We start from the raw sequence: 13,591 nt of genomic DNA, 5'->3' as shown, positions 1-13,591 counted from the left end.
GACTAGCGGTTGGCGTCGGCCGTTGCGGCGCCAGGATCCTCTGACCATCGTGGCCGGGGGCCTGTGACGTATGTCCAGGCGCCTCGGTGCTAAAGGTCATAGGGACCGTCTAGTCGCGGTTTTCTAACCCCCGGCTTGGGATCAGGGATTGACGTTTGCGGGGGCGCACCGCGGACATTCTTTGAAGAAGAAGACGGATGGGAAACGACACGAACTGCGCTGTGCAGCCAGAGCACAAGATAACGCTGAGGCCGGTCGTCGGCCTGACCGAGACTCTGCCCAAGCGGGATCTCGAAGAAATCACGATTCAGGCGATCATGACGTATCGGCACCTTCGTGACGCAGCCGAGGCGAAATATGAGGAATGGCGCAACGCCCCGCCCGTTTCCAGTTGCGACACTGTCGGTCCCGCCCGCATCGCGTATGTGAGTGCGATGATCGACATGCATGTCCAACAGACCCTCCTTTCAACGCTCCTCGACGTGCTGGGTCACATCCCGCTGGTGCCGGCAGACTGACAACAACGGTCCGCTCACATGAGCTTGAGCGCCGTGGCGAGAGCTGTCGCTTGTGTCAGGCCACTCGGCCTTGGACAGCGCGCAGCCGACGTTGCTTCGGACAGGGTCTCGCTCATCCAGTTAAACCACACCGCCAAAGTACCAGTCCTTTCCTGTACTCATCCACGATAGATCCCCGGAAATATGATGTCCTGATCGACAAGGACGTTGAACTTGTAACCCGGCCGTATTTCCAGCGTCGGCTGGACGTCGAGATTTTTGTTGATGGTGCGCTCGGCGACCCGCCCGAAGGTCTCCGCGAAATTCCGTCGCGCGGCGTCCTCGGCAGAGTTTCCATTGTCGAATGGATTGTTGTTCTGCGGGACAGCCATGTCGATCCCGGCGCCGATGACGGCGAGCAGGATCGCCGAGCCGAACGTCTTCAGATAGTGGTTATTCACCTGGTCGTTGAAGCCGCCATAGCCCTCGGCGTCCGTCCCGGCCATGCCGCCGATCTGCAGCGTCGATCCGTTCGGGAAGATGATGTCGGTCCAGACCACGAGCACGCGGGACTGACCGAACGACACCTTGCTGTCGTAGCGCCCGAACAGCTTCGTTCCCTGCGGGATGAGCAGGCGGTGCCCGGTCGCGCTGTCGTAGACGTTCTGGCTGACCTGTGCCGTTATCCGTCCGGGAAGATCGGAGTTGATGCCGGTGATCAGCGTCGCAGGGATCACCGAGCCGCGCTTGAGCTCAAAGAGCGAGCGCTGCGGCACGACCTGGTTCGGGAGGTAGCCGAGCTCCTTGATGTCGGCATTGAAGAAGTCCTCCTTCGTGCGCTGGGCGTTCGGATCGAGGTTCTGGCCGGTGAGGCCTCCCCGCAGCGCCGCCGCATAGAGGTCGGAGGCCCCGCCGCTGCCCGTGGCGCCGGCGCCTGCGCGCTGCGTGGCTGCGGGATCCGTCCGCGCAGTCCGCAGCTTGTCGACATTGACGGCGATTGGCGAGTCGTAGGCCGTGTCGTTCGCCTGCATCCGGGCCATGCGCTGGCGCTGGAGCTCACGAAGGTACTGTTCCTGGGCTTCGCGCTCGAGCCGCGCTCGCCAGACGGCTTCCGGCTCCCCTTCCGTCGTCTGGCGCTCAGGCTGGACCACGGCCGGCTTTGGCGATGCCGCGGGCTCGGTCCGCTCCGGCGGCGCCGGCTGAAATACCGGCGCTTCTGCGGGCTCGCCAATGATTCCATCCGACACGCCACGCTTCAACTGGTCGGCATAGGTGGATGCCGGAGCGCCACCGGCCTGCTCGATCGACGGGTTGCGCGAGAAGTACAATCCTCGCGAGCTCAGCCCATAGATGATCACGGCGAGAAAGGCGACGACGAGAACGATCGCGATCACGATCGGCAGGCGATTGATCCGCCGGATCTTCGGCTCCGCCGCTTCGCCGCCGAGCTTGAGGGATTGAACCATGCTTCCCTCCCCTCACCCGCGCTGCATGACCGACAGCGGACTCGTCGGCGTCGCGCCGGCGGAGGTCGAGGTGTAGGCGCGGCCGAGGTCGAGCGAGCCGGTCGAGAGGCGCGCGAGCACCTGGCCGTCATAGCTGTCGATCACATAGGCAAGCGGAATCAGTTTCTCGCCCTCGGCCTTCTGGTCGCTGACCACGGCATAGCCCCAGGTCTTCAGCGAGGCTTCCAGCGCACCGCCAAACGGGGAGCCGTCCGGTTTCAACAGAATCGTCCCGGTTCCGGGTCCGACATGTTCGGCAAGGCGGCTGACCATATCGCCGGCAATGGCACTGGCTGCAGGGCCGGAGATCTCCTGCGGCGCCGAGCTGACCACGAGACCATCTGCTCCGAGGGTCTGGCAGCCGGCGAGCAGCGCGGCGGCGAGCCCGACGGCAATGAGGCGGGGGACGAGATGCCGGGCGCTCATCGCCTACCCTCCCCTGCTGATGGTGATCTTGTCCCGATGCCAGCCGACACCAGAGACGAGAATGGCGCGATCGACATGATAGTCGACCACCATCATGTTGCCCTTCATGCGGTAGTTGACGATACGGTTCTGGCCGCCGGAAACGACGAAGAGGACCGGCGCGTCCTGCCCGGACATCGAGCGCGGAAATTGGATGTAGGTTTTCTCACCGTCCGAATAGACACGCGTCGGCCGCCAGCCGGCATTGCCGCTGACGCTGTACTGGAAGTTCAACTGCTCGGCCGGCACCCCGGCGCCCTGGATCGTGCTTGCCTCGAGCCGCGCGTTGATGTCGGAGAGGCGGGTCGAGACATCCTCGGGATATTCGAAGCCGATGCGCGCCATGTACTGGCTTTGATGCGATTTGAGCTGGATGTGGTAGGTGCGACGCGACGTCGTCACCACCATCGAGGTGACCAGCCCCGGCTCGGCCGGCTTGACGATCAAATGGATCGCCTGCCCGCCCACGGCTCCGGACGTCGCCGGTTCGACCTTCCAGCGCACCGTGTCCCCGACGAGCACGTCACGCACGACCTCGCCGGCCTGCAGCTCGATATCGCAGACCTGCAGAGGCGAGCACACGACCGAGGGCTGGATCTCGCCATAGAGGAAGATCACCTTGCCGTCCGCTCCCCTCGTGACCAGCCCGCGCGAGCCCCGCCAATGTCCGGAGATATTCGTGCCTTTCGCCTCGTTCGCGCTCATCCCCTGAGCGGCGACGGGCAGTGCAGCGAAAGACACCACCACGAGCGTCGACAGGGCGAGCAGCCCGCCGAGAATAATCGTTCCTTCTCTAGCCATCGGAATGCGCGGGCCTTTCACAGCTGGGCGGTCCATTCGAAGTCCCGCAAATAGAGACCAATCGGATTGAGGCGAATGACGCCTTCGTCCTGCGGCGGTGTGAGCGTGACGGTTGCGATGCCGCGGAAGCGGCGCACCGCGGTCTCCTTGCCCTTCCGGTCGCGCTCATATTCGGTCCAGTCGATCTGGTAGCTCTGGTTCGAGAGCCGCACGACATTGTTGACCTCGATCGCGATGGTCGCGTTCTTCGCCTTCTCGAACGGGGAGTTGCCGCGAAACCAGGCGTTGATCTTCTCGGTCGCGGGATCGGAGGTGCGCAGCAGCGCGTAAGTGCGATCGATATATTGCTTCTGCACCACCGCGTCGGGCGTCACGCTGCGGAAGTTCGAGACGAAGGTGCCGAGCGTCGCGCGCACGACGCGGGGATCGGCATATTCGATCTGCTGGGGAAAGCCGGCCGTCACCGCCGTGCCGAGGCGGTCGACCTCGACGATGTAGGGAACGAGCTTGACCTGCGTGCTCTGATAAAGCGCGTAGCTGAAGCCGACAACGGCCATCAGCATGCCGGTGATGCCGACGACGCGCCACGCGGCCGCGGCCTTCACATAGGAGCCATAGCGCTCGTTCCATTCCTGGCGGGCGGCGATATAGGGATTGTCGGGCGGACTGGCGGCCATGCTGATGCGCGTCTCCCCTCACTTGTCCTGAATCGGCGGTGGCGGTGGTGGTGGCGCCGGCGATCTCTGGCGCGACTGATCGAGCTTGGCGTTCGCCAGTCCGAGTAGGGATCCGGCATAGGCGCCCGGCGATGCAATCGCCTTCTCTTTCGCCGCCGAGCCGGCCGCCCATCCCGCATTGCCGATGCCGGATGCCATGCCGCGCAGCGCCGCTCCTGCCATCGAGGAGCCCCCTGCCCTCGCGCTCCTCGCCGCCGACGCGCCGGACATCGCCGCGCTCGCGCCGAGGAAGGCGCCGCCGGCAGCGAAGGTCGCGGCCTGTCCGCCGTGTCGGATCGCTTCCATGCCGCCGGAGATCGAGGCGCCCTGCACAACGCCCTGCACGATGGGCGGCACATACATGGCGATGATGAACACCACGACCGAAATGCCGGCGATGGCGAGCGTCGTGATGAACTGGTCGGATGTGGCCGTCGGCGCCTCGGCGAGGCCGAGCAGGACGTCCGAGCCGATCCGGGCGATCATCACCAGCGCCATCAGCTTCATGCCAACCGAGAAGGCGTAGATCAGGTAGCGAACCGCGAAATCCTTGGTGAAGGACGAGCCGCCGAGGCCGAGCATGATCATGCCGGCGAGAAGACCAACATACATCTCGACCATCACCGCCACGAAGATCGCCGCCACCAGGCTGAAGGCGATGACGACGATGACCATGGCGAAGACGGCCGCGATGGCCAGCGCATTGTCCTCGAACAGGCCGAACTTCGCCTGCTCCGACATCTTCGAGGCGACGCGAATGCCCGCGTCGAAGATGTTCGCCGGCGAGGCCGAGCCGCCATTGGCGCCGATCTGAAACAGGCTGTCCACGATCGCTTTGGCGAAGGCCGGTCCCCTGTCGAGGATGAAGGCGAACAGGCCGATGAACATGATTCTGCGGACGAGTTCGGCGAACCAGGCGTCGAGCGAGGCCGCCTGCAGGGCGAGCCATACCGCGGCGATGCCAACCTCGATGCCGGCGAGGATCCAGAACAGGGAGCGCGCGGCATTCATGACCGTCGTCTCCCAGCCTTTTGCGGCTGTCGAGACCTGGTTCTCAAGCGTGGTCAGCACGCTGCCCTGCTGGGCCAGCGCCGGCACACTGGCGAGCAGGATAAGGGCGATGACGATGAAGCTGATCTCGAGCGCGCGGGATGGACGGGTGACTACCATCTTGGTTTCATCTCCTGCCCGCCGCGCACCGGACGATCGGGATCGCCGCAGAGGAAGTCCTCGGCGCGCTGGCGTTGCTCCTGTGCGGCCGGCCGCATGGCGTCCGGCCGTGGGGTGACGACGAACCAGATCACCGCTAGCCCGACGAGAGCGAGGACGGCTGCGAGCGCCGCCATGACCACCGGCCGCCTCACCAGCGCGGTTCCATGGTTTCACCGCCACGGACACTGTTCACCGGCGCATTGAAGAACTGCTCGCGCCGGGCCTGCGCGAGATCCTTGTCCGCTTGCTCGGACTGCAGCCAGGTCCCCATCATCGTCGTCTGTTGGGATACAAGCCCTCGCAGCTTCTGAAACTGCGCAACTTGCTGCGCCGCGATCTGATGACCGACCTGCAGGGCTTTCATCTGCCCGTCAGCCGATTGCGACATCGTGCGGAGCGAGCTCATCGTCGACTCTTCCGACGAGAACTGCTCGGCGGTGAGACCGGCCGCCTTCAGCGTGCCGGCGATCGTGTCGCGATTGGTCGTCGACCAGTTTTGATAGGTCGAGGCGAAGCTCGCCCCGCTCGGCAGATTGGTCTTGAAGTCGGCATAGCTCTGGAAGCGCTGCTTCAGCACGTCGTCGGCATTGCTCATCGAGAAGGCGATGCCCTGCCCTTGCGCGGCCAAGCTCCGCAGCCGGTTCAGATCATTCTCCACCTGCCCCCAGATTTGGTTCGGTAGCTGCGCCGTGTTCTGAAGCATGTTTTCGTAGATGCGCAGCTGGTTCTGGATCTGCTGGGCCAGCTGCGTGATTTGCGTGACCTGGTTGTTGATCTGTTCGGCCGACTTGGTCACGAGCGTCACCAGCTCTCCATTGTTCAGAAGCTGCGTCCACTCGGTCGCTCCGCCGGTCGCCGATCCGGAGACGGCCGGCGAGGCATGGGCCATCATCGCCAGGAACGTCGCGCCGGCGACACGTCTAACCGTTGAGAAGTGCTGCGGCATTGCCAATTCCTCTCTGTTGGAGCCAGCGTTCCGGCCAGCCGTCACCATGCTCGGACTTCAGCGCGGCAATCTGCTTGAGGTCTTCCTTGCCGGAAGCGCCGGCGAACGAGAGTGCGACCGGTCCGAGCGCCATGTCGAACAGGCGCCGGCCTTCCGGCGACGCGACGTAATATTCCCGTTTCGGCAGTGCGGTCGCGACGATCTCGATCTGGCGCTCGTTGAAGCCGATGCGCTCGTAGAACTCGCGCGTGCCCGGCTCGCGCGCCGCGCCGTTTGGCAGGCAGATCTTAGTCGGGCAGGATTCTTTCAGCACGTCGATGATACCGGAGCGTTCGGCGTCCGAGATCGATTGCGTTGCCAGGATCACCGCGCAGTTGGCTTTGCGCAGCACCTTCAGCCATTCGCGGATTTTGTCCCTGAAGGTCGGATGACCGAGCATCAGCCAGGCCTCGTCGAGCACGATGAGGCTCGGCGCGCCGGTCAGCCGCTTCTCGATCCGGCGGAACAGATAGAGCAGGACGGGCACGAGGCTTCGCTCGCCCATGTTCATCAGCTGCTCGATCTCGAAGGTCTGGAAGGAGCGTAGTGACAGCCCGTCGCTTTCCGCATCGAGCAGCTGACCCATCGGCCCGTCGACCGTGTAGTGATGCAGCGCTTCCTTGATCTCGCGCATCTGCACACCGGAAACGAAATCGGAGAGTGAGCGTCCGTTCGCCGACGCCATCAGGCCGACTTGGCGCGAGATGGCATTGCGATGGTCCGGCGTGATCGCCACGCCCTGCAGCGCCACCAGCGTCTCGATCCATTCCGACGCCCAGGCGCGGTCGCCGTCCGTCGCGAGCTCGGAGAGCGGGCAGAAGGCGAGCGTCGGAGCGCCATCGCCGTCGCTCTCGCCGATCTCGTAGTGGTCGCCGCCGGCGGCCAATGTGAGCGGCAACATCGAGCGGCCCTTGTCAAACGCGAAGATCTGCGCCTGTGCGTAACGCCGGAACTGCGCGGCGATCAGCGCCAGCAGCGTCGACTTGCCGGATCCGGTCGGGCCGAAGATCAGCGTATGGCCGACATCATCGACGTGCAGGTTCAGGCGAAAGGGCGTCGAGCCGCTCGCCACCAGCATCAGCGGCGGCGAGCCCGGCAGATAGTACGGGCAAGGTGCCGTCGGCGCGCCCGACCAAACCGAATTGAGCGGGATCAGGTCGGCGAGGTTGCGGGTGTTGATCAGCGGCTCGCGGATGTTTGCGTACCAGTTGCCCGGCAGGCTGCCGAGGAAGGCCTCCGTGGCGTTGATGGTTTCGATCCGGGCGCCAAACCCTTCGGCCTGGACGAGACGGCGGACCGCCTCCGCCTTCTCGCGCAGCCTGGCCTCGTTGTCGTCGAACAGCACGATCACCGGCGTGTAATAGCCGTAGGCGACGAGCTGAGATGAAGCCTGGGCGATGGCGTCCTCGGTCTCCGCCACCATCGCCATGGCGTCCTGGTCGACGGAGCCTGACCTGGTCTGAAAAAGCTGGTCGAAGAAGGGCCTGACCTTCTGCTGCCATTTCTTGCGCGTGCGCTCGAGGCGCGTGCGGGCCTCCTGATCATCGAGGAAGATGAACCGCGACGACCAGCGATAGGTCATTGGCATCAGGTCAAGGGAGTTGAGGATGCCCGGCCAGCTCTCGGCCGGAAGACCGTCAATGCCGACGACCGCGAGATATCGACTGTCGACCATTGGCGTGAGGCCGTGGCTGAACTCGGCCGTCGCCAGCCAATCCAGGTACATCGGGATTTCCGGCAGGCGCACCGGATGGTTCTCGCCGGTGATGCAGAAGCGGATGAACTGAAACAACTCGTCATAGCGGGCGGTCTGGAAGCCACCGCGCTCCTCGACCGACCTTGTCACCATGCGGCGGATCGACAGGACATTGCCGAGATATTGCTCGACCTCGCGGATCGAGGTCAGGAAGCTGTCGAGGACGGTGTCGGCGTAGCGCGCGGTGCGGCTCTCCCTGTCGGAATAGACATAGCGGGCAAGCCCGGAACGCCGGCGCTCCGGCGGCCGCCAGGTGAGGATGAGCGCGTGCCGGCTCTCGAAATGCCCCCTGCCCTCCTGAAAACGCGCGCGCCGCTCGTCGTCGATCGCCCGTGTGACGGCGTCGGGAAAATGGCACTCCTCGCGCGCCGGATAGTCCGACGTGGCAACCCGCACGGCCTCGACCTGGATCATCCACCCGGTGCCGAGCCGCGACAGGATCGCGTTGATCTGCCGGGACACTTCGTTGCGCTCGGCATCCGTCGAGCTCTCGGAGTCAGGCCCAGCAAAGTACCAGCCAGCCATGAGCGAACCGTCCTTGAGCAGGATGACGCCGTTCGCCACGAGCGCGGCGTAGGGCACGAGGTCCGAGAAGGACGGTCCGGAATGCCGGAAGGAGCGCAGCGCCACCATCACCGGGCCTCAGAACCGGCGCCAGGGCGTCGACGTCGGACGGTAATGGGGCCGGTAGCCGACATGGCGGGCGTAGACGCGCCGCATCATCGGGTCCGCCTTCGCCATCATCCGCAGCGCCGCCACCACGACGGTCCAGACCGCGATCCCGAACAGTGCGGAATAGGGCGTCAGGACGACGAAGATCAGGATGGTCGCGGCAAGGCCGGTCAGCAACACCAGCTCGCGGTCGGCGCCGAGGAGAAGGTTCGGCCGCGACAGCGCCCGGTGGATGCGCGAACGGTCGAGATTCGATCCCGGCTCAGCCACGACTGCCCTCCCCTGCCCGATCGACCGCGGCCGAGGATGCGACGTCGCCGATCGAGGCGCCGCTCGCACCGAACAGGGCGACGATCTGGGTGGCTCCGAGAAGAATGCCGGCGACCAGCACGACATACATCAGACGCCGCGCGAAATCGTTGAGCTCGCCGCCGAAGATGAGCATCCCACCTGCGACAGCGACCGCGGCCAATGCGATGAAGCCGGCCACCGGCCCGGTGATCGACTGTTGGATCTGCTGGAGGGGCCCCTCCCACGGCAGGCTGCCCCCACCCGAGGCGAAGGCCGGCTCGGAAAGCACCAGCGCGAGCGCCAGTGCCGCGAGCGCGAGCCTGTACAGACGTTCATGCGACATGGCGTTCCTCCTTCGGCGAATAGGATTCCGTGCGGTAGTGGCCATCGGCGTAGCTCTCGACGTGCAGGACGTCGCGGACGACGCGGCCTTTGGGCGTGCGCTCGATCGAGACAATGAGGTCGACGGCTTCGCCGATCACTTCGCGCATCGGCTGCTGGCTCGCCTCGGCAGTGAGCTGCTCAAGGCGGCGAAGCGCGGATTCGGCTGTGTTGGAGTGAATGGTCGTCACGCCGCCCGGGTGGCCGGTGTTCCAGGCCTTGAGCAATGTGAGGGCAGCGCCGTCGCGGACCTCGCCGACGATGATCCGGTCGGGGCGCAGGCGCATCGTGCTCTTGAGAAGCCGGCCCATGTCGATCGAGTCGCTCGTGTGAAGGGCGACCACATTCTCCGCCCCGCACTGGATCTCGGCCGTGTCCTCCAGGATAAGGATGCGGTCGTCCGGAGCGGACTCAATAATCTCGGCGATCACCGCATTGGCGAGCGTGGTCTTGCCCGAGCCCGTTCCCCCGGAGATGACGATGTTCATCCGCGAGGTGATCGCGTTCCGGATCACACAGGCCTGATGCTCCGTCATGATCTTCGCCGCGATATAGTGGTCGAGCGGTATAAGCCGCGATGCCCGCCGCCGGATGGTGAAGGCCGGCGCCGCGACCACCGGCGGCAGTAGGCCTTCGAAGCGGTGGCCGCCGATCGGGAGCTCGCCCGACACGATCGGGCGATCCTCGTCGGCCTCCGAATGCAGAGCGTGCGCGACGCTTCCAATCACGATTTCGGCCGTCGCGGCGTTCATCTCCCCGGCCGGCGCGATGCCGTGACCAAGGCGCTCGATAAAGAGGCGACCATCGGGATTGAGCATGATCTCGACGACGGTCGCGTCATCGAGGGCGATGCAGAGCTGGTCGCCGAGTGCCTCCTGCAGCTTGCGGACCAGGCGCGGATGAGAGCGAAGCTGGGCCATGTCCGTCCTCCTTGCTCAGGCCGCGCGCAGCTGCGGGCAGAAGGTCGAGTAATACGAGGGAGGCCGGACGCGCTCGAAGCTGCGTCGGTCGGCCGGCAGGACGCCGGCAACGGCGGTCGTCTCGCCGATTCGCCGCGGCTCTTCGAGCCGCTTCATCGGCCAGCCGGCACGGTTGAGGATGCGTTCGACGCGAAGGTCGGTGCCGGTGACGATCTCCCAATAGCCGTTCGCCATCGCCCATTCGATGATCGCGGCGAACATGGTGAGCGTCGCGTCATGGAGAGAACCCCCTGCCCTGCCCTCGTCGAGCGTCGTGTCGACGCAAAAGCGAGAGCTTTCGATCATGCCGGCGTTGGGCTTGTAGAGGCCGGAGGCCTCCAAGTCCGGGAAGAGCACGTCCATCATGGTCGGCCCGTTCGCCGGCAGCAGCCGCGCGCAGCCGGCCACCTGCGAAGAGGACGATAGCGCGACGATGTAGGTCGGCGAGAGGCCGTCGAACTGGTCGCTTTCGCGACCGTCCCGCACGTCGACCGCCCAGCCCAATCGCTCCTTGAAGACGCGGGCACGAAGTCGATGCATGGAATCGACGAGATCAGCGAAGTCGTCATGCGTATCGGCAGGAATAGCCAGTGCACGCATCAGTGTTGCTCCGATTCGAGTGCGTTCGGAGACAAGGGGCACGTTTGCGCACCGGGCCGCGACTAGCGAAATTATGAGTGCGTCTCGACGGAAGCTGCGCCGAGTCGCCCACGAGAACGAGCAGATCGCGGCGGAGAAACGTCCGAAATCGAAACTCCGGGACTAAGAGATTTGCCCGTCGGCGCTCGCGGCGCGCGAGCCAAACGGCCGGCTAGAGATCTGATTCGACAGAATAAACTGAGTAGGATGCCAGGTCTGACAAGGTCTGGTGTTAACGACTTGTTAACCAAATAAAGTTTGACCCACGCTGGGAATCGGGCAAACGTCCTTCGACGCTTTTTTCTCGATTATCAGGAATTTTCCGTCGTGAGCGCGATAACCGGAGCGATGGCAAAAAGTTTGGAGAGCGAGCCCTCGATCGCGAAGATCACGCGGCACTCGCGGTTGCTTGCCGCGCAGCTGCAGGCGCTGCGCTCGCAGCTCTACCCGCCGGAGGCCAAGAAGTCGCTCAAGACTTTCACCTCGCGCGAGGCGGCTGCCATGGTGGGGATTGCTGAATCCACATTGAGGCAAATGTCCCTGGACGGAGAGAGCGCTGTTCCTGAACTATACGGGAAGGACAACCGTCGCCGCGCCTACACCCTTGCGCAGATCAACGAGATCCGCGTGCATCTCGCGAACAAGCGGCCAAAAGAAGCTCTGAGCTTCCTGCCGCGGCGCCGCGCCGGCGACAAGTTGCAAGTCGTTGCAATTGCCAATTTCAAGGGCGGGTCGGCGAAGACGACGACCGCGATCCATCTGGCGCATTTCCTTGCGCTTGAGGGATTGCGCGTTCTCGCGATCGATCTCGACCCACAGGCATCCCTTTCGACGATGTTCGGATTTCAGCCCGAGCTTGACGTCGGCGACAACCAGACCGTCTACGGTGCAATCCGCTATGACGACGATCATCGGGTGCCTTTGAAGGACGTCATCCGCAAGACCTACTTCGACGGCATCGATCTTGTGCCCGGCAATCTCGAGCTGATGGAGTATGAGCACGAGACGCCGCAGGCGATCGCCCGGGGCGACGGCCGCGGCGAAGCGATGTTCTTCCGCCGGCTGCGATCGGTTATCGGGAGCGTCGAGGAAGACTACGACGTTGTCCTGATCGATGCGCCACCGCAGTTGGGATATCTCACGCTTGGGGCCCTCTACGCCGCAACAGCGTTGCTCGTGACGGTTCATCCAGCGATGCTCGATGTGTCGAGCATGAGCCAGTTTCTCAAGATGACCAGCGACATTCTGCAGGTCCTCCAGGAGAACGGCGGGAATCTCGAACATGATTTCATCCGCTATGTCCTGACGCGGCACAATCCCCATGATGTGCCCCAGGTGAACATCGTTGCACTCCTTCGATCGCTGTTCGGCGAGGACGTGCTGGCGCCGGTGGTGGTGGAGACGACGGCGATTGCCAATGCGGGGCTGGAGAAGAAGAGCCTCTACGAGATGGCGCGGGGGGCAGTGGGACGAGACACGCTCACCCGCGCGATCGAATCGGTGGATGCAGTCAATCGGGAGATCCTGAACCACATCAAGCAGGTATGGGGGCGCACGTGACGAACGCGAAAGATCGCTCCAATCGCATGAAGCACCTGTTCGCCAATGTCGACCACTCCGAGTTGGAGAAACACCTCCCCTCCCCTGCTGCCGACAAGTCGCGTGCGAGCTCGGCCGGTATGTCCGGGGCGGTAAAGTCGATGCAGCAATCGTTCTCGACGGTTGAAGCCGAGAACGAGCGCCTGCGCGCGCAATTGCAGTCGGCCGAGGCGGTGGTGGAACTCGATCCAGATGCAATCGTCCCCTCTTTCGTCCGCGACCGGTTCGACATTGAAGGCGACCCGGAATTCCCACTGTTTGTCGAAAGCATACGAAGCAACGGGCAAAAGCTACCCATTCTTGTTCGCCCCGTCCCCGACAAGGTCGGCGTCCATCAGGTGGCCTTTGGACATCGTCGGTGGCGCGCCTGCCAAATTCTCCGACGTCCCGTTCGAGCCGTCGTCGCTGAGCTCACCGACGAGCAGCTCCTCGTCGCCCAAGGCATCGAGAACGCCGAGCGCGCGAACCTGTCCTTCATCGAGCAGGCGCTCTTCTCGGGCGAGCTGAAGAAGCAAGGTTTCACGCGAGAGATGATCGCCAGGGCACTGGGCCGGAGCGAAGAGAAAGGCCTCGCCTACATTTCGATTTTGACGGCGGTCGCCGCCGCACTGCCGGAGGGGCTCGTTCGCAAGATCGGGCCGGCTCCCTCTATCGGCCGGCCGAAATGGGAGAAGCTTGGATCATTCTTCAAGGATCAGAAGCTTCCAGCCGATGCGAATTCCGCCGTCAATGGATTGGTGGCTTCAGAGAAATGGCAGTCCTTGAGCAGCGACGACCGGTTCGCTGCGGTGCTTCAGATTCTCGATCGGCGCGCCGACGCACAGGAACCGCCAGGAGAGCTTGATCTCGGCGACGGGCTTTCGGTGACAACGAAGCGAACGTCGAAGGTCACACAGATTTCCATTCCACATGCCCCGGCACCCGGCCTCTCAGCTTGGCTGATCGAGCGGCTGCCCCAGCTGGTGGAGGAATTCAGGCGCTCGGAACAAGGAGCGAAATCATGACCTGATACCCCAAATAGGAAAAGGGCTCACCGACGGCAATCGGCAAGCCCTTAATCCCTAGCCAACAGAACGGTCTCGTTCCGTCAGCATCAGCGGTGACAAACTGATT

Annotated in this window: 15 protein-coding genes; 3 read left to right on the top strand and 12 right to left on the bottom strand. The window is 64.1% G+C overall.

Annotated elements, in window-relative coordinates; all coding sequences use genetic code 11:
• Nucleotides 1-197: 197 nt before the first annotated feature.
• Nucleotides 198-518: a transcriptional repressor TraM gene (locus tag AAC979_RS22625; protein ID WP_371349336.1), complete on the top strand. Its 321-nt coding sequence runs from the start codon at nucleotides 198-200 to the stop codon at nucleotides 516-518.
• 158 nt (nucleotides 519-676) lie between these two features.
• On the opposite strand, the gene trbI is transcribed toward AAC979_RS22625, so the two are convergent.
• The 12 genes from trbI to traI are packed head-to-tail and all read right to left on the bottom strand — an operon-like array spanning nucleotide 677 to nucleotide 10,840.
• Complete coding sequence (gene trbI / locus AAC979_RS22620) at nucleotides 677-1,963, bottom strand: IncP-type conjugal transfer protein TrbI (protein ID WP_371349335.1); 1,287 nt, start codon at nucleotides 1,961-1,963, stop codon at nucleotides 677-679.
• A 12-nt stretch (nucleotides 1,964-1,975) separates the two neighbouring features.
• A complete protein-coding gene (trbH, locus tag AAC979_RS22615) occupies nucleotides 1,976-2,428 on the bottom strand; it encodes a conjugal transfer protein TrbH (protein ID WP_371349334.1) in 453 nt (150 codons plus the stop codon).
• A 3-nt stretch (nucleotides 2,429-2,431) separates the two neighbouring features.
• A complete protein-coding gene (gene trbG / locus AAC979_RS22610; RefSeq protein ID WP_371349350.1) occupies nucleotides 2,432-3,268 on the bottom strand; it encodes a P-type conjugative transfer protein TrbG in 837 nt (278 codons plus the stop codon).
• A 17-nt stretch (nucleotides 3,269-3,285) separates the two neighbouring features.
• Nucleotides 3,286-3,945 (bottom strand): conjugal transfer protein TrbF, encoded by a 660-nt coding sequence (locus tag AAC979_RS22605; protein ID WP_371349333.1) that lies wholly within the window; start codon nucleotides 3,943-3,945, stop codon nucleotides 3,286-3,288.
• Nucleotides 3,946-3,963: 18 nt separating this feature from the next.
• Nucleotides 3,964-5,154: a P-type conjugative transfer protein TrbL gene (gene trbL, locus AAC979_RS22600; protein ID WP_371349332.1), complete on the bottom strand. Its 1,191-nt coding sequence runs from the start codon at nucleotides 5,152-5,154 to the stop codon at nucleotides 3,964-3,966.
• Nucleotides 5,148-5,330 (bottom strand): entry exclusion protein TrbK, encoded by a 183-nt coding sequence (trbK, locus tag AAC979_RS22595; RefSeq protein ID WP_371349331.1) that lies wholly within the window; start codon nucleotides 5,328-5,330, stop codon nucleotides 5,148-5,150. Before trbK ends, trbL begins: the two co-directional genes overlap by 7 nt.
• Nucleotides 5,331-5,344: 14 nt before the next feature.
• Nucleotides 5,345-6,142 (bottom strand): P-type conjugative transfer protein TrbJ, encoded by a 798-nt coding sequence (trbJ, locus tag AAC979_RS22590; protein ID WP_371349330.1) that lies wholly within the window; start codon nucleotides 6,140-6,142, stop codon nucleotides 5,345-5,347.
• Nucleotides 6,117-8,570 (bottom strand): conjugal transfer protein TrbE, encoded by a 2,454-nt coding sequence (locus AAC979_RS22585; protein ID WP_371349329.1) that lies wholly within the window; start codon nucleotides 8,568-8,570, stop codon nucleotides 6,117-6,119. The genes trbJ and AAC979_RS22585 overlap by 26 nt, the downstream gene beginning before the upstream one ends.
• A gap of 9 nt (nucleotides 8,571-8,579) precedes the next feature.
• On the bottom strand, nucleotides 8,580-8,879 hold the full coding sequence (locus AAC979_RS22580) for a conjugal transfer protein TrbD (RefSeq protein WP_371349328.1): 300 nt from the start codon (nucleotides 8,877-8,879) through the stop codon (nucleotides 8,580-8,582).
• A complete protein-coding gene (locus AAC979_RS22575) occupies nucleotides 8,872-9,243 on the bottom strand; it encodes a TrbC/VirB2 family protein (protein ID WP_371349327.1) in 372 nt (123 codons plus the stop codon). The genes AAC979_RS22580 and AAC979_RS22575 overlap by 8 nt, the downstream gene beginning before the upstream one ends.
• A complete protein-coding gene (trbB, locus tag AAC979_RS22570; protein ID WP_371349326.1) occupies nucleotides 9,233-10,201 on the bottom strand; it encodes a P-type conjugative transfer ATPase TrbB in 969 nt (322 codons plus the stop codon). Before trbB ends, AAC979_RS22575 begins: the two co-directional genes overlap by 11 nt.
• Before the next feature lie 15 nt (nucleotides 10,202-10,216).
• Nucleotides 10,217-10,840 (bottom strand): acyl-homoserine-lactone synthase TraI, encoded by a 624-nt coding sequence (gene traI, locus AAC979_RS22565; RefSeq protein ID WP_371349325.1) that lies wholly within the window; start codon nucleotides 10,838-10,840, stop codon nucleotides 10,217-10,219.
• 387 nt (nucleotides 10,841-11,227) lie between these two features.
• On the opposite strand from traI, the gene repA reads away from it, so the two are divergent.
• On the top strand, nucleotides 11,228-12,439 hold the full coding sequence (gene repA / locus AAC979_RS22560; RefSeq protein ID WP_371349349.1) for a plasmid partitioning protein RepA: 1,212 nt from the start codon (nucleotides 11,228-11,230) through the stop codon (nucleotides 12,437-12,439).
• On the top strand, nucleotides 12,424-13,482 hold the full coding sequence (gene repB / locus AAC979_RS22555; RefSeq protein WP_371349324.1) for a plasmid partitioning protein RepB: 1,059 nt from the start codon (nucleotides 12,424-12,426) through the stop codon (nucleotides 13,480-13,482). Before repA ends, repB begins: the two co-directional genes overlap by 16 nt.
• Nucleotides 13,483-13,591: the final 109 nt, after the last annotated feature.

Origin of the sequence: Ancylobacter sp. IITR112, from assembly GCF_041415945.1 — a bacterium.
GTDB lineage: Bacteria > Pseudomonadota > Alphaproteobacteria > Rhizobiales > Xanthobacteraceae > Ancylobacter.
Note: the sequence above shows the minus strand (reverse complement) of the source record. Positions and strands in the feature narration are given on the sequence as shown.

What these genes read in the sequence shown, in the direction of transcription:
- AAC979_RS22625 (WP_371349336.1), top strand. Translation starts at nt 198, where the DNA reads ATGGGAAACGACACGAACTGCGCTGTGCAGCCAGAGCACAAGATAACG.
- trbI (WP_371349335.1), bottom strand. Translation starts at nt 1,963, where the DNA reads ATGGTTCAATCCCTCAAGCTCGGCGGCGAAGCGGCGGAGCCGAAGATC.
- trbH (WP_371349334.1), bottom strand. Translation starts at nt 2,428, where the DNA reads ATGAGCGCCCGGCATCTCGTCCCCCGCCTCATTGCCGTCGGGCTCGCC.
- trbG (WP_371349350.1), bottom strand. Translation starts at nt 3,268, where the DNA reads ATGGCTAGAGAAGGAACGATTATTCTCGGCGGGCTGCTCGCCCTGTCG.
- AAC979_RS22605 (WP_371349333.1), bottom strand. Translation starts at nt 3,945, where the DNA reads ATGGCCGCCAGTCCGCCCGACAATCCCTATATCGCCGCCCGCCAGGAA.
- trbL (WP_371349332.1), bottom strand. Translation starts at nt 5,154, where the DNA reads ATGGTAGTCACCCGTCCATCCCGCGCGCTCGAGATCAGCTTCATCGTC.
- trbK (WP_371349331.1), bottom strand. Translation starts at nt 5,330, where the DNA reads ATGGCGGCGCTCGCAGCCGTCCTCGCTCTCGTCGGGCTAGCGGTGATC.
- trbJ (WP_371349330.1), bottom strand. Translation starts at nt 6,142, where the DNA reads ATGCCGCAGCACTTCTCAACGGTTAGACGTGTCGCCGGCGCGACGTTC.
- AAC979_RS22585 (WP_371349329.1), bottom strand. Translation starts at nt 8,570, where the DNA reads ATGGTGGCGCTGCGCTCCTTCCGGCATTCCGGACCGTCCTTCTCGGAC.
- AAC979_RS22575 (WP_371349327.1), bottom strand. Translation starts at nt 9,243, where the DNA reads ATGTCGCATGAACGTCTGTACAGGCTCGCGCTCGCGGCACTGGCGCTC.
- trbB (WP_371349326.1), bottom strand. Translation starts at nt 10,201, where the DNA reads ATGGCCCAGCTTCGCTCTCATCCGCGCCTGGTCCGCAAGCTGCAGGAG.
- traI (WP_371349325.1), bottom strand. Translation starts at nt 10,840, where the DNA reads ATGCGTGCACTGGCTATTCCTGCCGATACGCATGACGACTTCGCTGAT.
- repA (WP_371349349.1), top strand. Translation starts at nt 11,228, where the DNA reads ATGGCAAAAAGTTTGGAGAGCGAGCCCTCGATCGCGAAGATCACGCGG.
- repB (WP_371349324.1), top strand. Translation starts at nt 12,424, where the DNA reads ATGGGGGCGCACGTGACGAACGCGAAAGATCGCTCCAATCGCATGAAG.